Origin of the sequence: Pseudomonas sp. SORGH_AS_0199, assembly GCF_031453735.1 — a bacterium.
Taxonomy (GTDB): Bacteria; Pseudomonadota; Gammaproteobacteria; order Pseudomonadales; family Pseudomonadaceae; genus Chryseomonas; species Chryseomonas aestiva.
Window position 1 is genome coordinate 215,087 of record NZ_JAVJAE010000001.1, and the last position, 19,103, is coordinate 234,189.

18 protein-coding genes are annotated in these 19,103 nt (G+C 67.5%); 8 read left to right on the plus strand and 10 right to left on the minus strand.

All coding sequences use genetic code 11. The annotated features are described in order from the left end of the window. The first annotated feature begins 107 nt into the window (after positions 1–107). Positions 108–332, plus strand: a complete 225-nt coding sequence (locus QE444_RS01035) for a DUF2934 domain-containing protein (RefSeq protein ID WP_007159825.1) — start codon at positions 108–110, stop codon at positions 330–332. A 12-nt stretch (positions 333–344) separates the two neighbouring features. Here the strand turns inward: QE444_RS01035 and QE444_RS01040 are convergent, their stop codons facing one another. The 3 genes from QE444_RS01040 to QE444_RS01050 all read right to left on the minus strand — a co-directional run bounded on the left by QE444_RS01040 (position 345) and on the right by QE444_RS01050 (position 4,118). Continuing rightward, positions 345–1,658, minus strand: a complete 1,314-nt coding sequence (locus QE444_RS01040; protein WP_285385658.1) for a PAS domain-containing methyl-accepting chemotaxis protein — start codon at positions 1,656–1,658, stop codon at positions 345–347. Positions 1,659–1,786: 128 nt separating this feature from the next. After that, positions 1,787–2,728, minus strand: a complete 942-nt coding sequence (locus QE444_RS01045; RefSeq protein WP_187980550.1) for a GNAT family N-acetyltransferase — start codon at positions 2,726–2,728, stop codon at positions 1,787–1,789. 70 nt (positions 2,729–2,798) lie between these two features. Next, a complete protein-coding gene (locus QE444_RS01050) occupies positions 2,799–4,118 on the minus strand; it encodes a Na+/H+ antiporter NhaC family protein (RefSeq protein ID WP_285386028.1) in 1,320 nt (439 codons plus the stop codon). Positions 4,119–4,419: 301 nt separating this feature from the next. Between QE444_RS01050 and QE444_RS01055 the strand changes: the two genes are divergently transcribed. Continuing rightward, positions 4,420–4,704 carry a hypothetical protein gene (locus QE444_RS01055; protein WP_133862013.1) on the plus strand — a complete coding sequence of 95 codons (285 nt, stop codon included), beginning with the start codon at positions 4,420–4,422 and terminating at the stop codon, positions 4,702–4,704. A gap of 332 nt (positions 4,705–5,036) precedes the next feature. Here the strand turns inward: QE444_RS01055 and QE444_RS01060 are convergent, their stop codons facing one another. From QE444_RS01060 to xylA, 4 genes are all read right to left on the minus strand, one after another. Beyond that, positions 5,037–6,173 carry a sugar ABC transporter permease gene (locus QE444_RS01060; protein WP_059313241.1) on the minus strand — a complete coding sequence of 379 codons (1,137 nt, stop codon included), beginning with the start codon at positions 6,171–6,173 and terminating at the stop codon, positions 5,037–5,039. Beyond that, the gene (gene xylG / locus QE444_RS01065; RefSeq protein WP_133862014.1) at positions 6,173–7,729 is read right to left on the minus strand and encodes a D-xylose ABC transporter ATP-binding protein; all 1,557 of its coding nucleotides are present in this window, start codon (positions 7,727–7,729) and stop codon (positions 6,173–6,175) included. The genes QE444_RS01060 and xylG overlap by 1 nt, the downstream gene beginning before the upstream one ends. Positions 7,730–7,792: 63 nt before the next feature. Continuing rightward, positions 7,793–8,794: a D-xylose ABC transporter substrate-binding protein gene (gene xylF, locus QE444_RS01070; RefSeq protein ID WP_059229005.1), complete on the minus strand. Its 1,002-nt coding sequence runs from the start codon at positions 8,792–8,794 to the stop codon at positions 7,793–7,795. Between the two features lie 115 nt (positions 8,795–8,909). Beyond that, positions 8,910–10,226 (minus strand): xylose isomerase, encoded by a 1,317-nt coding sequence (gene xylA / locus QE444_RS01075; protein WP_187980552.1) that lies wholly within the window; start codon positions 10,224–10,226, stop codon positions 8,910–8,912. Positions 10,227–10,410: 184 nt separating this feature from the next. Between xylA and QE444_RS01080 the strand changes: the two genes are divergently transcribed. Then, the gene (locus tag QE444_RS01080; protein WP_285385661.1) at positions 10,411–11,664 is read left to right on the plus strand and encodes a DNA-binding transcriptional regulator; all 1,254 of its coding nucleotides are present in this window, start codon (positions 10,411–10,413) and stop codon (positions 11,662–11,664) included. Here the strand turns inward: QE444_RS01080 and QE444_RS01085 are convergent. Then, a complete protein-coding gene (locus QE444_RS01085; protein WP_059228999.1) occupies positions 11,646–12,176 on the minus strand; it encodes a Dps family protein in 531 nt (176 codons plus the stop codon). The genes QE444_RS01080 and QE444_RS01085 overlap by 19 nt on opposite strands. Positions 12,177–12,549: 373 nt before the next feature. Between QE444_RS01085 and QE444_RS01090 the strand changes: the two genes are divergently transcribed. From QE444_RS01090 to QE444_RS01100, 3 genes are read left to right on the plus strand one after another with little or no spacing between them, the layout of a single operon-like run. Further along, positions 12,550–13,263, plus strand: a complete 714-nt coding sequence (locus tag QE444_RS01090; protein ID WP_285385664.1) for a hypothetical protein — start codon at positions 12,550–12,552, stop codon at positions 13,261–13,263. Continuing rightward, positions 13,260–13,673, plus strand: a complete 414-nt coding sequence (locus QE444_RS01095; RefSeq protein WP_133862017.1) for a phage holin family protein — start codon at positions 13,260–13,262, stop codon at positions 13,671–13,673. The genes QE444_RS01090 and QE444_RS01095 overlap by 4 nt, the downstream gene beginning before the upstream one ends. Continuing rightward, positions 13,670–14,644: a DUF3618 domain-containing protein gene (locus tag QE444_RS01100; protein WP_285385665.1), complete on the plus strand. Its 975-nt coding sequence runs from the start codon at positions 13,670–13,672 to the stop codon at positions 14,642–14,644. The genes QE444_RS01095 and QE444_RS01100 overlap by 4 nt, the downstream gene beginning before the upstream one ends. A gap of 94 nt (positions 14,645–14,738) precedes the next feature. Here QE444_RS01100 and QE444_RS01105 read toward each other — a convergent pair whose 3' ends face one another. Continuing rightward, positions 14,739–14,891 (minus strand): hypothetical protein, encoded by a 153-nt coding sequence (locus tag QE444_RS01105; protein WP_017639863.1) that lies wholly within the window; start codon positions 14,889–14,891, stop codon positions 14,739–14,741. 69 nt (positions 14,892–14,960) lie between these two features. Then, positions 14,961–15,941, minus strand: a complete 981-nt coding sequence (locus tag QE444_RS01110; RefSeq protein WP_133862019.1) for an aldo/keto reductase — start codon at positions 15,939–15,941, stop codon at positions 14,961–14,963. A 288-nt stretch (positions 15,942–16,229) separates the two neighbouring features. On the opposite strand from QE444_RS01110, the gene QE444_RS01115 reads away from it, so the two are divergent. Both QE444_RS01115 and QE444_RS01120 read left to right on the plus strand, forming a co-directional pair. Continuing rightward, positions 16,230–17,180: a LysR family transcriptional regulator gene (locus QE444_RS01115; RefSeq protein ID WP_285385667.1), complete on the plus strand. Its 951-nt coding sequence runs from the start codon at positions 16,230–16,232 to the stop codon at positions 17,178–17,180. Positions 17,181–17,213: 33 nt separating this feature from the next. Beyond that, the gene (locus QE444_RS01120; RefSeq protein ID WP_285385669.1) at positions 17,214–18,953 is read left to right on the plus strand and encodes an OPT family oligopeptide transporter; all 1,740 of its coding nucleotides are present in this window, start codon (positions 17,214–17,216) and stop codon (positions 18,951–18,953) included. Positions 18,954–19,103 lie beyond the last annotated feature (150 nt).

Below are 19,103 nucleotides of genomic sequence, written 5' to 3' on the forward strand. Positions count from 1 at the left end.
CTGGCTGACCGGAGCGCCGGAGAAACTTTTCGTGGTCGCCTCGGGCCTAGTCAGGAAGGGCGCCGGAGCTGCCGGCCGCTCTCCCCTGCCCCTTTGGAGTTACCGGTATGACACTGGAAGAACGCATCCGCCAGCGCGCCTATGAAATCTGGGAACGCGAAGGTCGTCCCCATGGCCAGGATTTCGAGCACTGGTTTCAGGCCAACCGCGAACTGGAAGACCAGCCCGACGACAACCTGACTCAGGTCGGCGGCATCCAGAGCAGCGTCGCCCCGCCGGCACCCAAGCCGCGCAGCCGGTCGCGAAAGAAGGCGACCGCGGGCGACGCCTGAAGCCAGGCGCCCTTACTTGCGGATCATGTCGGCCGCCCGCTGGGTGGCCTCCGAGGTGCGCGTGGCCAGCTTGCGTACCTCGTCCGCCACCACGGCGAAGCCACGGCCGGCTTCACCGGCGCGGGCGGCCTCGATGGCGGCATTGAGCGCCAGCAGGTTGGTCTGGGCAGCGATGCCCTGGATGGAGCCGACGATCTCGGTCACCTTCTGCAGGTTCTCTTCCATGGTGCGGTGCTGGTCTTCCTGGTTGCCGCGCAAGGATTCCTGCTCGTGCAGGGCATGGACATCGGCCAGCGCGCCCACCACCCGCAACGGCGTGCCATCGGCGGTGCGCCGGGTCTGACCACGGGCGCGGAACCAGCGCACCTCGTTGTTCTTCAGCACCAGGCGATAGGTGATGTCGAAGCCGGTGCGGCCGCTGCGGTCATTGATGTGCGCACCGAAGGCCTCCAGTACCCGCTCGCGATCGTCCGGGTAGAGGCGCGAGGCCCAGCTGTCCAGCACATCGGGAAACTCCTGGACGGTCTCGTAACCGAGCAGGTGGCGAAATTGCGGCGACCACCAGAAGGGATTCCTGGGATTGAGCGGATCGCCGGCGATCACCTCCATGTCCCAGAGGCCGTCGTTGAGCATCTCCCGCGCCAACTCGAAACGGGTCAGGGTGACGTCCAGTTCCTGATCGCGCAGGCGCTGGTCATGGATGTCGCGCAGGGAGCCAGCCACCCGCAGCGGTACGCCGCGCTCGTCACGCAGGGTGGCGCCGGTGGCGCGCATCCAGCGGTATTCGCCGGACTTCAGGGCGATGCGATACTGGACATCGAAGGGGGTCTGACCGCTGCGATCCTTCATGTGGGCGGCGAAGGCGTCCAGCACCCAGGCGCTGTCTTCCGGATGCAGGCGCTTGGCCCAGCTGCCGAGTTCGCTGGGAAAATCGCGTTCATCGCGAAAGCCGAGCATGGCGCGGAACTGATCAGACCACCAGAAGGCGTTGCGCGGATTGACCGGATCGCCGGCCACCACCTCCATGTCCCAGAGGCCTTCGCTGGAACCCTGGCTGACCAGCTCGAAGCGGGTCCCCAGGCGCCTGGCCAGCGTCTCGCTTTCGGCCATGCGCGCCGTCAGGGTGGCATTGTCCTGACTCAGCGTCTGCACCTGCTGCTGCAATTCCCGCTGCTGTACCAGCAGCGCCTGCAGCCCCTTGGTCAGGCGTGCCAGGGCAGGATCGCCCTGGAAGCTGCCGCTCTCGGCCAGGGGGGTGACGGTCTCCGTCGCCGCGGCCAGGATATCCAGCGCGCGCATGATCGAGTAGTGCTTGAGCAAGGCCATGATCGAATCCTTAGAGGGAGCAGCCGCGGCAAGGGCTGCGCGCGATCCGAGTCCCTGTATCGGCCTCGCCGCTTCGCTCTTTAGCCCGTTCCAGAGCCTTTTTTCCCTGTCGCTGCTCTGCCGGTCGGCTAGCGCCAGTCGTCCAGCAGCCAGACCTCGGGATGATCGTAATGGGCTTCGCCCCGGTGCAGGGTGATGCCCAGGATCTCGCTGCGAAACCCTTCCGCCAGCAGCCAGCGGTAGGCCCCCAGGCGGGCGGTGTTGACGCCGGCCAGCAGGCGCTGCTGGCCATGGTCCCGGGCCAGGCCATCGCAGGCGGCGATCAGCCGGGCGAAGCGCGCCTCGGCCCCCGTACCGGGCAGGACCGCCGCGCACTTCACATAGCAGACCCCGGTGCCCGCCTCGCTGTGGGGCCCGAAATGGCAGACGGCGAAGCCCTCCGCCCGGCCCTGCGCGTCCTGCAGCAGCAGACTCTCGCCGAGTTGCTGTTCACGTACCGCGGCCATCTCGGCGGAGACGTCCAGCCCTGGCGCATTGGCCCGGCCCAGTTCGGCGCAGGACGCCAGCAGCCGGTCGGGCTCGGCCGCCAGGGAAAAGCGCAGCGCCGGCGGCGCCGCCTGTGTTTGCAGCGGACGCGCCATCACCGCGGTCAGGGTACGCGGCCAGAAGCCGAAGCCCTGGTAGAGCCCCAGGTGCCGCGGACTGTCGGGAAAGGTGAAGAGTCCGGCATGCACCAGCTGCCAGGCGTCGAGCTGCTCGACCGCGGCGCCCATCAGCGCCTTGGCCACCTTGGCGTCCCAGTAGTCCGGGTGCACCGCCAGCGGGCCGAGGATGCCGTGGCGCCCCCAGCGGGTGACGCAGACGGCGCCGACCAGGCGCTCGCCGTCGAGGGCCTTGAACCAAGCGGTGTGGGGCGCGGCGAAGCGACTGCGCACATAGTCGCGGTCATTCCAGAATTCGCCCGGCTCGGCGGCGCCCATCCAGGTGGCGAACGCCAGGCGCACCACTTCGGTGGTGGCCGGCAGGTCGGCGGCGGTGAGGGGTTCGACACTGAAGGTAGGGCTGGACATGGGGCGGCTCCTGGGCTGTAGGCCTTGGACCCGCCCAGCCGGGGCTTTGCGCCCGGCCGGCAATCGCCGGTTACAGCAGCAGCACCGCCGCCCAGCCGAACAGCAGCATCGGCAGGCTGAAATGCAGGAAGGACGGCACCACGGTGTCCCAGATATGGCTGTGCTGGCCGTCCACATTGAGACCCGAGGTGGGGCCCAGGGTGGAATCCGAGGCTGGCGAACCCGAGTCGCCCAGGGCGCCGGCGGTGCCGATCAGGCAGACGATGGCCAGCGGCGAAAAGCCCAGGTGCAGGCACAGCGGCCCCAGGATGGCGGCGAGGATGGGCACGCTGGAAAAGGACGAGCCGATGCCCAGGGTCACCAGCATGCCCAGCAGCAGGAGCAGCAGCGCGCCCAGGGCGCGGTTGTCACCGATCAGGCCGGCAGCGGTGGCGGCCAGGTCCTTGATCTGGCCGGTGGCGGTCAGCACCTCGGCGAAGCCGCCGGCGGTGAGCATGATGAAGCCGATCACCGCCATCATCTTCGCGCCCTCGCTGAACAGGTCGTCCGCCTCGCGCCAGCGCACCACGCCGGTGGCGGTGAAGACCACGAAGCCGACCAGCGCACCGAGGATCATGGAGTCCAGCCAGAGCTGCACACCAAAGGCGGCGATCACGGCGATCAGCGCCACCAGCAGGGTGCGGCCGTTGTAGGGGCGGTCGGCCCGCTCGGTGCGCGCCACCAGACTGAGGTCGTACTGTCGCGGCCGGCGATAGCTGACGAAGACAGCCAGCAGCAGGCCGACCACCATGCCCAGGGCCGGCAGCAGCATGGCGCGACTGGGGTCCACGCCGCTGACGTCCACGCCGGCGCGGGCCACGCTGGCCAGCAGGATGTCGTGCAGATAGAGGCTGCCGAAGCCCACCGGCAGGAACATGTAGGGGGCGATCAGGCCGAAGGTCATGACGCAGGACAGCCGCCGGCGATCCAGCTCCAGGCGCGTCAGCACATAGAGCAGCGGCGGCACCAGCAGCGGGATGAAGGCGATGTGGATGGGCAGGATGTTCTGCGAGGCGATGGATACCGCCAGCAGCAGACCGAGCAGCGCCCAGCGCAGCGAACGTCCGCCCTGGCTGGCCTGCCGCTCCATCAGCGCCAGGGCGCGATCAGCCAGCATGTGCGCCAGCCCGGACTGGCTGATGGCCACGGCGAAGGCGCCCAGCAACGCATAGGAGAGCGCCACCTTGGCGCCATTGCCCAGGCCGGCGTTGAAGGCCAGCAGGGTGCCTTCCAGGCCCAGGCCGCCGACCAGACCACCGGCCACCGCCCCGGCGATCATCGCCACCACCACATGCACCCGGGCCAGACTCAGCATCAGCATGAGTCCTACCGCCACCACCACCGCATTCATCGCCGACTCCGCACCACCAAAAGGGCGCGCACTCTGCCGCAGCCCGGCGCGGGCGTCAAAGGCGCGGGATGGATGGCGCGGCGTCCCGCGTGTCCACAGCAGCCGGGCCGGGCTGCGCATGGAACCCTCCCGGTGGGGACTGCCGGTCGCGGCCGAGGAACAGCCGGCAGGCGTTCCGCCGCCGAGCGATCCCGCGCGCAGGAAAGCTTCCTGCCCACGCCAGCGCTCTGGAATGAACCTTTCAGCGCCTGGGGGCGTCTGACGCGGACGCTTCCCCGGTCACGCCAAGGATGAACGGCCCATGCAAGACGCCATCGACATGTTGATCACCGCCTTCAGTCCGCACTCCTGCCTGGCCGTCCCGCGGCGCGCCGATCGCACCCTGCTGTTCACCGTCACCGACACGGCCCGCGCGGTCACGGTCACCAAGGCGATTCCCCTGTGCAGCCTGGAATGCACGGCCACCCTGGCCACGGTGATCAAGGATCTGCAGCGCGATCTCGACCGGGCGCTCGGCACCCTGAGCCCGGCAAGCCTCGCCGACCTGCGCCAGCGTGGTCCGCGGGTGCAGCGGTTCGAGAGCTGAGAGGAGTTGGCCGGGGGGATTGAGCGTTGGCTGAGTCGCCCTCACCCCAGCCCTCTCCCTGAGGGGGAGGGGGCGCTACGGCGTGAGAGGTAGCTCTACCGTAGGGTGGATGACGGCGCAGCCTCATCCACCGCAGATCCCGAGAGCCAGCCAGTGGAAAAGGCTTGGCGGTTTTCCACGCTACGGACGGAGCTTGCCGGAAAGCGTGAGTGTTGGTTGCGTGCCCTCACCCCGGCCCTCTCCCAGGGGGAGAGGGGGTCACTCGGAGTAAGGTGGGGGATCTGGCGCAGGGTGGATGACGGCGCAGCCTCATCCACCCCTGGCCATGCCGCTCAGCGCCGGCTGGTGCGGGTGCTGACGTCGACCCAGACCGCCAGGACCAGGATGCTGCCCTTGACGATCATCTGCCAGTAGCTGTCCACGTCGAGCATGGACATACCATTGTCCAGACTGGCGATCACCAGGGCGCCGAGCAGGGCGCCGTAGACGGTGCCCGAGCCGCCGCGCATGGAGGTGCCGCCGATGAAGCAGGCGGCGATGGCGTCCAGTTCGCCCATGGTGCCGGCCGAGGGCGAGCCGGCGGCCAGGCGGGCGGTGTTGACCAGACCGGCCAGGGCGCACATCACGCCCATCAGGCCGAAGATGCCGAGCTTGATCGCCTGGACGTTGATGCCCGACAGCCGCGTGGCTTCCAGGTTGCTGCCCACCGCATAGATGCGCCGGCCAAATACCGTCTGGCTGGTGATGTAGCTGAACACCCCGAGCAGCACCAGCAGGATCAGCACCGGCACCGGGATGCCGTCATAGCGGTTGAGGGTCTGGATGAAGGCCACCAGCACCACGCCGATCACCACCACCCGCAGCACGTCGCGCCACAGCGGCGCGAGGGCGAGGCCGAGGGTCTTGCGCTTGCTGCGCTGGCGCCAGGTCAGCACCACGGCCACCGCGAACAGCAGCACGCCCAGGACGCTGCCCACCACCGGCGGCAGATAGCCCTGGCCGAGGTAGACCAGTTCCGGCGACACCGGGGCGACGGTGACGCCGCCGGTGAGACCGAGCAGCACCCCGCGAAAGGCCAGCATGCCGCCGAGGCCGACGATGAACGACGGTATCCCCCGATAGGCGCTCAGGTAGCCGTTGATCAGGCCGATCAGCAGACCGCCGGCGGCCACCGCCAGCAGGGTGATCGGCAGGGGCACGTGGTAGGTGACGTCGAGTATCGCCGCCACCCCGCCGAGCAGGCCGAGTTGCGAGCCCACCGACAGGTCGATCTCGCCGGCGATGATCACCAGCACCATGCCGCAGGCGAGGATGCCGGTGATGGACATCTGCCGCAGCAGGTTCGAGAGGTTGCGCGGGGTAACGAAGCCGCCTTCGGTCTGCCAGCTGAAGAACAGCCAGATCAGGGCCACGGCGATCAGCAGGGCGAGCATCTTGTAACGGGTGAACAGCTGTTTCACGGCGTGCATCAGAAGTGCTCCCGGGCTTGGGCGACCGCCCGTTCGGTGGTACCCAGGGCCGCGGCCAGTACCCGCTCCTGGGTCAGATTCTCATTGGGGAAATCGCCGCGCAGCCGGCCTTCGCCGAGCACCAGTACCCGGTCGGAGACGCCGAGCACCTCGGCCAACTCCGAGGAGACCATGACGATGGCCACGCCCTCCGCCGCGAGCAGGCCGATCAGCCGGTAGATCTCGAACTTGGCGCCGACGTCGACGCCGCGGGTGGGCTCGTCGAGGATCAGCACCTTGGGCCGCGCCAGCAGCATCTTGGCGAGCACCGCCTTCTGCTGGTTGCCGCCGGAGAGGCCGGTGATGGGCAGGAAGGGGCTGCTGGTCTTTAGCTGTAGCCGGGCGATCTCGGTGTCGATGCAGGACAGTTCCGCCTCGCTGTCGATGCGACTCAGGTGGGCGAATCTGTCCAGCACCGTGAGGGTGATGTTCGAGCCCACGCCCAGGTCGGGAATGATGCCCTGGCGCTTGCGATCCTCCGGTACCAGGCAGAGGCCGGCGCGGATGGATTTCAGCGGGGTGCGGGTATCGATGCGCTGGCCATTGAGCCAGACCTCGCCTTCGTAACGGCCGTCGTAGGCACCGAAGATGGCCGAGACCAGTTCGGTGCGCCCGGCGCCCACCAGCCCGGCGATGCCGAGGATCTCGCCGGCGCGCACGGCGAAGGAGACGTCGTCGACGCGCTTGCGCTGGGGATTGTCGACGTCCAGGCAGGTGAAGTGACGCGCCTCGAAGATCACCTCGCCGATCTGGTGGGGGATCTGTGGATAGAGGTTGGTCATGGCGCGGCCGACCATCTGGGTGATGATGCGGTCGATGTCCATCTCGGCCATGGGCGTGGTGGCGATGTGCTTGCCGTCGCGGATCACCGTGATGGTGTCGCAGATGGCCGCCACCTCGTCGAGCTTGTGCGAGATGTAGACGCAGGCCACGCCCTGGGCCTTGAGGTCGCGGATGATGTCCAGCAGCACGGCGATCTCGGAGGTGGTGAGCGCCGAGGTCGGCTCGTCCAGGATCAACAGCCGGGCGTTCTTGTTCAGCGCCTTGGCGATCTCCACCAGTTGCTGCAGACCGCCGCCGTACTGGGACACCGGCAGGGCCACGTTCATGTCCGGCACCTTGAGCCGGCGCATCAGCTCGGCCGAGCGCTGCAGCATGGTCGGGTAGTCCAGCCGCCCGCCGAAGCGACGCGGCTCGTGGCCCATGAAGATGTTCTCGGCCACGGACAGATCGGGTACCAGGGTCAGTTCCTGGTGGATGATGACGATGCCGGCCGCCTCGGATTCGGCGATGGACTGGGCTTCCAGCGGACGCCCGTCCCAGCGGATCTCGCCTTCCCAGGTGCCGTGGGGATAGACCGCCGACAGGACCTTCATCAGGGTGGACTTGCCGGCGCCGTTCTCGCCGCACAGCCCTACGCATTCGCCCGGACGCACCTTGAGATCGATGCCGTCCAGCGCCCGCACCCCGCCAAAGCTCTTGGCGATGCCGTGCATTTCCAGCAGATAGTCGGCCATGGCCGCTCCTTGCCCAGGGGCCGTCCGACGCCAGGCGTCAGACGGCCAGCCGGTGGCCAGTGGTTATTTGCCGTCGATCTGGGCCTGGGTGTAGAAGCCGTCCTTGACCAGCAGGTCGACGTTGGCCTTGGTCAGCTCGGTGGGGGTGAGCAGCAGGGTGTCGACCTTCTTGGTGCCGTTGTCGTAGCTGGAGTTGAAGGCCGGCTTCTCGTTGCGCACCAGTTGCACCGACAGCTTGGCCGCCTCGGAGGCGATCAGCTTGAGCGGCTTGTAGACGGTCATGGTCTGGGTCCCGGCGATCACCCGCTTGATGGCGGCGAGGTCGGCGTCCTGACCGGACACGGCGACCTTGCCGGCCAGCTTCTGCGCGGCCAGGGCCTGGATGGCACCGCCGGCGGTGGCGTCGTTGGAGGCGACGATGCCGTCGATCTTGTTGTCGTTGGCGGTCAGGGCGTTCTCGACGATGGCCAGGGCCTCGGTCGGGTTCCACTCCTTGACCCACTGCTGGCCGACGATCTTGACGTCGCCCTTGTCGATGGCCGGCTGCAGGACCTTCATCTGGCCCTGGCGGAGGATCTTGGCGTTGTTGTCGGTGGGCGCGCCGCCGAGCAGGAAGAAGTTGCCCTTGGGCTGGGCCTTGAGCACGCCACCGGCCTGCATCTCGCCGACCTTCTCGTTATCGAAGGAGATGTAGGCGTCGATGTCGGCGTTGAGGATCAGACGATCATAGGAGATCACCTTGACCCCGGCCTTCTTGGCCTCGGCCACCACGTTGTTCAGCACCGTGGCGTTGAACGGCACGATGACGATGGCATCCACGCCGCGGGAGATCAGGTTCTCGATCTGCGACAGCTGGCGCTGCTCGTTGGCGTCGGCGGATTGCACATAGACCTTGGCGCCGAGTTGCTCGGCGGCGGCGACAAAGTAGTCGCGGTCACGGGCCCAGCGCTCCAGGCGCAGGTCGTCGATGGAGAAACCGATCTTGGGATGCTGGGCGTCGGCCTGGGCGAAACCGGTGGTGCACAGCGCGAGCAGACCGGCGAGCAGGGTCGTCTTGAAATTCATGGTGGCGTCCTTGGTTATTGTTGTTGTGGAGCGAGAGAACGGATTTGAGTGTAACGATTCAGCGCACTTGCACAAGCGGGTCAGGCAGGCTTTTCTGCCGACCCGCTCGCGATCGCTAGCGGTACAGGTAACGGTTGACCACGCCTTCGAGCAGCTCCTGGCGACCGCTCACCGGCTGGGGCGCGAGGCCCTGGCTGAAGGTGTGCTCGGCCAGTTGTTCCAGGCTCAGCTGGCCACCGAGGATGCGCTGACCGAGGGTCTGATCCCAGCCGGCATAACGCTCGGCCTTGAACTTGCCCAGGGGATCGTCCTGCAGGAGCGCCGCGGCGCGCTCCAGCGACAGCGCCAGGGTGTCCATGGCCGCCACGTGGCCATGGAACAGGTCGACGTCGTCCAGGCTCTGGCGCCGCACCTTGGCGTCGAAGTTGAAGCCGCCGCGGGTGAAGCCGCCGCCCTTGAGGATCTCGTAGATCGCCAGGGTCATTTCCTCGACGCTGTTGGGGAACTGGTCGGTGTCCCAGCCGTTCTGCGGATCGCCGCGGTTGGCGTCGATGCTGCCGAACACGCCGAGGGCCACGGCGCTGGCGATCTCGTGCTGGAAGCTGTGCCCGGCGAGGGTCGCGTGGTTGGCCTCGATGTTGACCTTGATCTCCTTCTCCAGCCCGAACTGCTGCAGGAAGCCGAAGACGGTGGCCACGTCATAGTCGTACTGGTGCTTGGTGGGCTCCTGGGGCTTGGGCTCGATCAGCAGATCGCCCTGGAAGCCGATGCGGTGCTTGTGCTCCACCACCATGCGCATGAAGCGGCCGAGTTGCTCGCGCTCGCGCTTAAGGTCGGTGTTGAGCAGGGTCTCGTAGCCTTCGCGGCCACCCCACAGCACATAGTTCTCGCCGCCCAGGCGGTGGGTGGCGTTCATCGCCGTGCAGACCTGGGTGGCGGCGCAGGCGAAGACTTCCGGATCGGGGTTGCTGGCGGCGCCGGCGGCATAGCGCGGGTGGCTGAAGCAGTTGGCGGTGCCCCACAGCAGCTTGAGGCCGGACTCGCTCTGGTGGCGCTCCAAATCGTCCACCAGGCGGGCGAAGTTCTCGCGGTACTCGGTGAAATTGGCGCCTTCGGGGGCGACGTCGGTGTCGTGGAAGCAGTAGTAGTCCACGCCCAGCTTGCTGAAGAATTCGAAGGCGGCGGTGGCCTTGGCGCGGGCCTGCTCCAGGGGCGAACCTGCTGCCTGCCAGGGCCGCTGGAAGGTGCCCTGACCGAAGACATCGCTACCCGGCCAGACAAAGGTGTGCCAGTAGCAGACCGCCATGCGCAGGTGCTCGCGCATGGGCTTGCCCATGACCAGGCGGTCGGCTTCGTAGTGGCGGAAGGCAAGCGGAGAATCGCTGTCGGGCCCGGCGTAGCGGACTTTCTCGACATTGGGGAAATAAGCCATGGCGTTGTCCTTGTTCTTATCTGTCGCACCCGATACGGCGTACCGGTTTGCGTCGATGGTAGCGCCGCCACCCGGGCTGCCTATTGTGAAAATCACCAGAGCCAGGTGCGATTTTGCCGCTTGAGAGGTGGGCTCGCCGGTCGTAGTCTGGAGCCCCGCCCGCGCCTCCTGCCGGAACCCCGCCATGCCCAGCCAGCCGCCCGTCCACCGCGTCGCCCTGCTGTTCAACGGCAGCAAGATCTACGACAGAGGCATCCTCACCGGCATCGGCAACTACCTGAGCGGCACCCGGGCGCGCTGGGATCTGTTCCTCGAAGAGGACTTCCTCTGCCGGCTCAAGGGCATCGAGCGCTGGCAGGGCGACGGCATCATCGCCGACTTCGACGACCCGGCGGTGAGCGCCGCCCTGGCCCACAGCGCGCTGCCGGTGGTGGCCGTCGGCGGCTCCTACGCGGCCCCGACCGACTACCCGCCCGGCATCCCCTACGTGGCCACCGACAATGCCGCCCTGGTGCGCCTGGCCTATGACCACCTGATCGAATCCGGGCTGACCCGCTTCGCCTGCTTCAGCCTGCCCGCCGCCGACACCAATCGCTGGGCCGGCGAGCGCGAGGCAGCCTTTGCCGCCCTGCTCCGCCGCGACGGCCTGCCGGTGGAGATCTATCGCGGTCTGGAGACCAGCGCACCGCTGTGGGATACGGCGGTGGAACAGCTGATCGCCTGGCTGGAAGCCCTACCCAAGCCAGTGGGCATCCTCGCCGTCACCGACGCCCGGGCGCGGCAACTCCTGCAGGCCTGTTTCACGGCCGGCATCCCGGTGCCGGAACAGGTGGCACTGGTAGGCATCGACAACGATCCGCTGGCGCGCACCCTGACCCGCGTGCCCCTGACCTCGGTGATCCAGGGGACCGAGGCCATCGGCCGGGAAGCGGCGCGACTCCTGCACCAGCGCCTGCACGGCGTCGAACTGGGGGCGCCAAGGGTGCTGATCCCGCCGGAGGGCATCAACGTCCAGGCCTCCAGTCGCCACCAGCCGGTGCGGCATCCCCAGGTGATGCGCGCCCTGCACTTCATCCGCCAGTACGCCTGCCAGGGCATCAAGACCGAGCAGGTGGCCAGCTATGTCGGCATCTCCCGCTCGGCCCTGGAGACGTCCTTTCGCCGCGAACTAGGGCGCAGCGTCCACGACGAGATTCTCGGCTTCAAGCTGGCCGCTGCGGCCGTGGCGCTGCAGGAAGAGGCCCCGAGTCTGGCCGAGGTCGCCCGGCGTTGCGGTTTCACCTCGGCGCAGTACCTGCACGCGGTGTTTCGCCGGGAGTTCGGCTGTACCCCGCGGCAGTACCAGTCGAATCCCAAACCCCTGGCGAGCGCCCATGAAAAAGCCCGTCCGGAGACGGGCTTTCAGGTAACTACCGCGGCTTATTTGCCGACGGTCTGACCCAGGAACCAGGCGCGTTCTTCGGCCTGGTCGATCCACTCTTCCAGCAGGCTGGTGGTGGAGACGTCATTGGCGTCGTCGGTCAGGGTGTGGGTGGTACGCATGTAGGCGGCCAGCGACTGGTTGTCGTCGTGCAGCTCGGTCAGCATCTGGTCCGCCGACAGATCGGTGGCATCGCTGCTGGCCAGGCGCTTGAGTTGCACCATCTGCTCCAGGGAGCGCACGGTGGGCTGGCCGATCTTGCGAGCGCGCTCGGCGATCAGGTCGGTTATGCCGTACAGCTGGGTAGCCTGCTCGTCCAGCAGCAGGTGGTAGTCGCGGAAGTGCGAGCCCTTCATGTGCCAGTGGTAGTTCTTGGTCTTGATGTACAGCGCGAAGACATCGGACAGCAGCACGGCCAGGGCTTCACCTACGGCCTGCTGGTTCTGCAGGGTGGCGTCTTCGCCCTGATGGGCCTTCTGCTTGACGCTGGAAACGGTCTTGAGTTCTTGCTTGGCATTGGCAACGGCCATGAGAGATCTCCTGTCAGGACGTGAAGAGAAAGAGGGGTTCGCCTGGTTGGCGCGAACATCAACGTCTGCAGAAATCGACCGCACCAGACGAAAAATCGTTCATCGAATTTGCATATCGCCACCATGGGCATGACGAATGGTTGCCCCTGTTGCGACTGCGTTTCATTGCCCGCCCCAGAGGCCTTCTCCTGCCACGGCCGTTGCGCTTGTAGCTACTTCTGTAGGTAAAACCGTTTGTCTACTTTGCCGCCAAACCGACGCCGCGCGAGAACTGCTGCTCATTGCGCCCGGTCACCTAAAAGGCAAGGCACACGAACGGTCGCCGAGAACTCTCTGCCGGCCACGACAAGGTTCTGCACACAGGTACCCGCGCATGACGACGCCCCTCAATCCCGCTCAGGGACAACCCTCGCAGACCAAGGACGGTGCTACGGCAGAGGCCCATCTGCACGACCTCAAGGAGGTCGCCCGAGACACGGTGCAGGATGCCAAACAGGAAGGTGCTGCCCAGTACGAACACTATCGGGACACCGCTGCCGACCAGCTCGGTGCCCTTGCGCAAAGCGCCCAGGCGGCCGCTGACGAACTGGAAGACAAGGATACCCTGGGCCTGGCGCACTATGTCAGCGACATGGCGCAAAGCCTGACCGGCCTGGCCGAGGATCTGCGTGGCAAGAGCGCCGAGCAGTTGCTGCACCAGGCCGGAACCCTGGCGCGCGACAATCCGGCACTGTTCCTGACCAGCAGCATCGCCATCGGCTTCGGCCTGTCGCGTTTTCTCAAGGCCTCCAGCCAGCGGGACACCGGCAGCAGTTCGCGCGTCAGCGGGCCGGACGAGGTGCCCTCGCTGACCACGCCCGCGGTCGCCGCAGAAAACGAACTGGTGGAGCCAGCGGCCGGTGCCGATGTCATCCACACCAACAACATTCCCAAGGGTCCCGACCTCCATGCGCCGACCACCACCGGCAGCGGCGACCCCCTCGGCGGTGCGGCGATCAATCCGGCGCGTACCGGCAGCAGCCTGAACAGCGGCACCTCATCCAGCCACCTGGATCGTCCCACCCTGAGCGGAGACAAGCAGCCATGATCAACGAGAATCCCACTCCGCGCTCCACCGAAGGCGATACCTCGGTCGTCGGCCTGGTCAAGCAGCTGGTCCACGAGGTACCGGCGCTGTTCACCAAGGAACTGGCACTGGCCAAGGCCGAGCTGGGCGAGTCGCTGCGCACCACCAAGGCCGGTGTGGCCGGGGTCGCGGCCGGCGCCATCGTGCTGCTGGCCGGCTTCATCGTGCTGCTCATGGGCATCGTCTACTTTCTCTCCCAGTACCTCACGCCCTGGGCCGCTGCCCTGCTGGTGGGCGCCGTGGTCATGGTGATCGGTTTCATCATGCTGCAGTCGGGCAAGAAGCAGTTCGAGCCGTCCCACTTCACCCCTGATCGCACCGTCAACAGCCTGCAGAAGGACAAGGACGCCGTACGGAGGGCCGCACAATGAGCATAACCGACCAGATCGATCAGGAATCAAGAAAGAATCCCGAGGAACTCGAACGCGAAATCGACCAGAAGCGCGGGCACATCGAGGACCTGGTGTGCGCGTTGGAAAGCCGCCTGTCCCCAGGCCAGCTGTTCGACCAGGCGCTGTCCTACACCAAGGGCCATGGCGGTGAATTCGCCCATAACCTGGGCAACACCCTCAAGGCCAATCCAGTGCCGGCCGTACTGACCTCGGTGGGTCTGCTGTGGCTGGCGCTGGGGCAGAATCGCACGCCGGCGCCGGCCACCACAGGCACCCCGCTCAAGGACAGGTTGTCCGGTGCGCTGGACTCGGTCGCCGACAGCGCAGGCCATACCCGTGATTCCCTGAACCGTGGCAGTCACGACGTGCGCGACAAGGTCACCGGGCTAGGCGAGAGCGTATCGGTCAAGGCGTCCGAGACCGGGGAGCGGCTGAGCGATAGCGCGGCTCACGCCAAGGACGCCCTGGCCGACCAGGCGCAACAGCTCAAGGGTACCTTCGAGACCCTGCTACGCGAACAGCCACTGGTGGTCGGTGCGCTGGGCATCGCCCTTGGCGCCCTGCTGGGGGCCTCGCTGCCGCGTACCGAGACCGAGGATCGCGCCCTGGGCAAGCATAGCGACAAGCTCACCACCAAGGCCAAGCAGGCGGCCACCAGTGGCTACGAGCAGGTCAAGGCGGCGGGACAGGACGTGGCGAAGGAAGCGCGCCAGGCCAGTCCTGACAGGCGCCAGCAAGGCGGTGCAGGGGTTTCGTCCAGCAACCTGGGTAACGATCCCGATGCGGGGGTCGAGTCGATGGCCGGCTCACCCGCCGCAGGCACTGGCAGTACCCTGGGGTCCACCCAGGCGACCGCAGGCATGAATGTCGGTCGTACCGCGGCCACAGGCAGCACCCCTGGAATGGTAGGCGACGAGAGCGGCATGGCAACCCCACCACGCAGCTTCTGACCGGCAAGACTGCCGGGGTCATCCGATGACCCCAGCCATAGACAGCAAAGGCGCCCGGGTCTGCACCCGGGCGCCTTTGCTTTTTGTGCCCCTGTCAGTAACCCGGATCCGGGTTTTCCTTGGGCTGCTCGGGGCGCTTGTCGTTCTGCGGGCGCTGTTCTTCACCGCCCTGATTGAGTTCCTTGTGGGTCTCGCCGACCTTGCCGGCGTTTTCCGGCTTGTGGTCGAGATCGTCGCGCTTGGCCATGATGCTCACCTCTTGTGGCTGAGTACATTGGGCAACGGGGCGGGGCCAGGGTGCCCCGCTCCCGGCAGATCAACGTAAGGGGGGCGCCATGAACTCCGGCCCCACCGGGTCCTTGACGTGCTCGGCGAGGATGGCGTCGATGGCGGTCAGGTCCTCGGCGGACAGCTGCCAACCGAAGGCTTCGTCAAGGCCCTGCAGTTGCTCAGGCTTACGCGCGCCCCAGAGGGCGATGGTCGGTCCCTGGTCGAGGATCCAGCGCACCGCCAGGGCCAGCATAGACTTGCCATGGCGCTCGCGGGCAAAGGCGGTCAGGGCCTCCACCGCGGCCAGATACTGGGCGAAGCGCGGGGCCTGGAACTTGGGATCGCCCTGGCGCAGGTCGTCGCCATCGAATTGCGTCTGGGCATTCATGCGCCCGGACAGCAGGCCGCGGCACAGCGCGCCATAGGCCAGCACCACCAGGCCATGGCGCTGGGCGTAGGGCAGCACGTCGGCCTCGATGGCGCGTTCGAAGAGGTTGTAGGGCGGCTGCACCGTGGAGGGGTTGGCGAACTGGCGGAAGGCCTCCAGTTGCTCGGGCGAATAATTGCTCACACCGATGGCGAGGATCTTGCCCGCCTGCCGCAGGCGCTCCAGTTCGCGCGCGGTTTCCTCGTGGGGGACCTGGGGATCGGGCCAGTGCACCTGGTAGAGATCGATGCGATCGGTACGCAGACGCCGCAGGGAGTCTTCCACCTCCTGGCGAATGCGCGCGGCGCTGGCGTTGCGGCGCACCTCTTCGTTGGGCCATTCCAGGGCCACCTTGGTGGCGATCACCGCCTGGTCACGGATGCCCTCCAGGGCCTTGCCGACGATTTCCTCGGAACGGCCAAAGCCGTACACCGGCGCGGTGTCGATTAGGTTGATGCCGCCCTGCACGGCGCCACGGATGGTCTCGATGGAGCGGGCTTCGTCGGTACCGCCCCACATCCAGCCACCGATGGCCCAGGTGCCGAGGGCGATGCGGGAAACGGGGGTATCGATACCCGGGATGCGTAGGGTTTCAGTCATGGGAAGCTCCAGGCGGGAACGCCAAGTCGGAAGGATCAGCCTTGTGAGGCTAATTCAAAAGGCGTTGAATAGGGCTCAACGAACGCTTGACCCTTAGAGCCTGTTCAAAGGCTCGCGAGCTAGAGACAAACAAGGCGAAAATGCCTGAGGAAGCGGATCGGACTCGCGTTCGAGTTTACGAATGGTAAATGAGCATTCCGACGGGGCTGGCCTTCCAGGGCATTTTCAACGCTGTTTGGCCGACGCGCAGCAGACTTTGAACAGGCTCTTATCGCGCGAGGATTGTACATGCCTACCCTGAATCGCGGCGAACTGGCCGATCTCAATGTCTTCGTCGCCCTGGTCCGGCGGCGCAGCTTCCGCCAGGCCGCCATCGAACTGGGCGTCACCACCTCGGCGCTGAGCCATGCCCTGCGCCAGCTGGAGACCCGGCTGGGGGTCAAGCTGCTCAATCGCACCAGTCGCTCGGTGGTGCCGACCCTGGCCGGCGCGGCGCTGGCGGAAAAGCTTGAACAGGGCTTCGCCCTCATCGGCGAGGCCCTGGGCGAGCTGGACCAGCACCGCGACGCCCCGGTCGGGCGCCTGCGCCTGAGCGTGCCGCGCGATGCGGCGCGGCTGCTGGTGACCCCGACCCTGCCCCGGCTGCTGGCCGCCTATCCGCAGTTGCAACTGGACATCAGCGTCGAGGATCGCCCGGTGGACATCGTTGCCGACGGCCTCGACGCCGGCATCCGCTATGGCGACACCGTGCCCCAGGACATGGTCGCCCTGCCGCTCACCGACGAGTTGCGCTGGATCGTGGTGGGCGCCCCCGCCTACCTCAACCGTCACGGCCGACCGCAGCAGCCGGAGGAGCTTGCCGAGCATCGCTGCGTGCGCCTGCGGCTGGGCAACGGCGCCCTCTATCGCTGGGAGCTGGGCGGAGGCGCCACCACGCGGACGATCGACGTGCCCGGCCCGCTTACGGTCAACGAGACCGAGACCTCGATCCAGGTCGCCCTCGACGGCCTGGCCCTGGCCTATTGCCTGGAGTGGCGGGTGGCCGACGAATTGCGCGACGGACGCCTGGAGCAGGTGCTGCCCGACTGGGCCTCGCCCGGCGCGCCGCTGTGCATCTACTACCCGAGTCGGCGCCAGCCGCCACCCGGCCTGCGCCAGTTGATCGAGGCCCTGCGCCAGACCTGGACCGGGCGCCACCCTGAGGGCGCGAACCAACCGCCGCGCCCTGGGGTCCCCTGACCACGCCCTGATCGCCTGACCGAGGAGGCCCTCTTGCCCACTGCCAACGCCGCCGCAACCGACCTGCCGCTGCCGCTGCCGGTGGAGCGTGAACTCAGCCCCCGGGCGCTGCTCACCGGGGCGTTGCTGGGCATCCTGCTGACCCCGGCCAATGTCTATGCCGGCCTCAAGATCGGCTGGTCGTTCAACATGTCGATCATCGCCCTGCTGGTGAGCTACGGCCTCTGGCACCGCCTGGGTCGCCGCCTGCAGCAACCGGGCTGGACGCTGCACGAGAGCAACATCAACCAGACCGTGGCCTCGGCGGCCGCCAGCATCGTCTCCGGCGGTCTGGTCGCGCCCATTCCGGCCTACACCCTGCTGACCGGCCAGCAATTGCCGACCCTGCCGCTGATGGGCTGGGTGTTCGCGGTGAGCTTTCTCGGCATCTGGGTGGCCTGGTATCTGCGGCCCCTGCTGCTGGCCGATGCCAGCCTGAAATTCCCCGAGGGCCTGGCCACCCTGGAAGCTCTGCGCCAGGTCTATGCCAGCGGTGCCGAAGCCCTGGCCCGGCTGCGGGTGCTGCTGGGCGCCCTGGCGCTCTCGGCGGCGGTCAAGCTGGTGGACAGCTTCGCCTGGACGCTGCCGCGAGTCGCGCCCTCGCCGGCCCTGGAACGCCTGACCTTCAGCTTCGATCCCTCGCTGCTGCTGCTCGGCTTTGGCGGCATCATCGGTCTGAGGGTCGGACTGTCACTGCTGCTCGGCACCCTGCTGGCCTGGGGCGGTGTCGCGCCCTGGCTGCTGGCCAGTGGTGTCGCCGCGCTGCCGGCGGAGGCCAGCGGTCCGCAATACGCCTTCCTGGTGCAATGGCTGCTCTGGCCCGGGGTGAGCCTGATGGTCAGCGCCACCCTGGCTGCGCTGGCCGTGCGGCTGATCACCCTGCCCCGCGCCGAACGCCGTCGCCAGGGCTGGCAACGGCCGCGCGCCTGGCCGCTGGCGCTGCTGCTGGTGGCGGCTCTGCTGGTGGTGCTGCTGCAGGTGCAGCTGTTCGGCATCGACCCCGGGCTGGCCCTGCTGGCCCTGCCCCTGGCGCTGTTTCTCGCCGCCATGGCCGCGCGGGTGGTCGGCGCCACCGGCATTCCGCCCATTGGCGCCATCGGCCAGCTGTCGCAGCTGACCTTCGGCCTGGCGGCCCCCGGGCAGGTCAACATCAACCTCATGGGCGCCAACACCGCGGGCGGCGCGGCGGGTCAGAGCACCGACCTGATGAACGACTTCAAGGTCGGCCAGGCCATCGGCGCCACCCCGGCCAAGCAGGTGGTCGCCCAGTGCCTGGGCATCGCCCTGGGCGCGGTGACCGGGGTGCTCACCTACCGCCTGCTGATTCCCGATCCCCAGGCACTGCTGCTCAGCGCCGCCTGGCCGGCACCGGCGGTGGCCCAGTGGAAGGCGGTGGCGGAGACCCTGACCCAGGGCCTGGGTGCCCTCGATGGCGCCATGCGCCTGGGTATCGTCCTGGGTGCCCTGGTCGGCTTGCTGCTGGGCCTGGCCGAAGCCCTGCTGCCCGACCGCCGCGCGCACTGGCTACCCAGCTCGGCGGCCCTGGGGCTGGCCTTCATCCTGCCGGCTTCGGTGGCGCTGATGATGACCCTGGGCGCCCTGCTCACCGCCCTGGTGCGCTGGCGGGCGCCGGGCCTGGCCGAGCGCTTCGCCCTGGCCGCCGCGGCCGGCCTCATCGCCGGGGAAAGTCTGGCCGGAGTCGGGGCGGCGTTCTGGCAAATGCTTGCCACCTGACTGCGACAACGTGTCAACTGGACAATAATTTCCAGACGTAATGTCGCGAAGCTTTCAATAACCTTTCAAACCCATGAAATTCGGGGGTTCCGGTCCGATTCAGCTTGCCAGCGCGCTTTTGCAACACATAAGGTTACAAATAGCGCGACC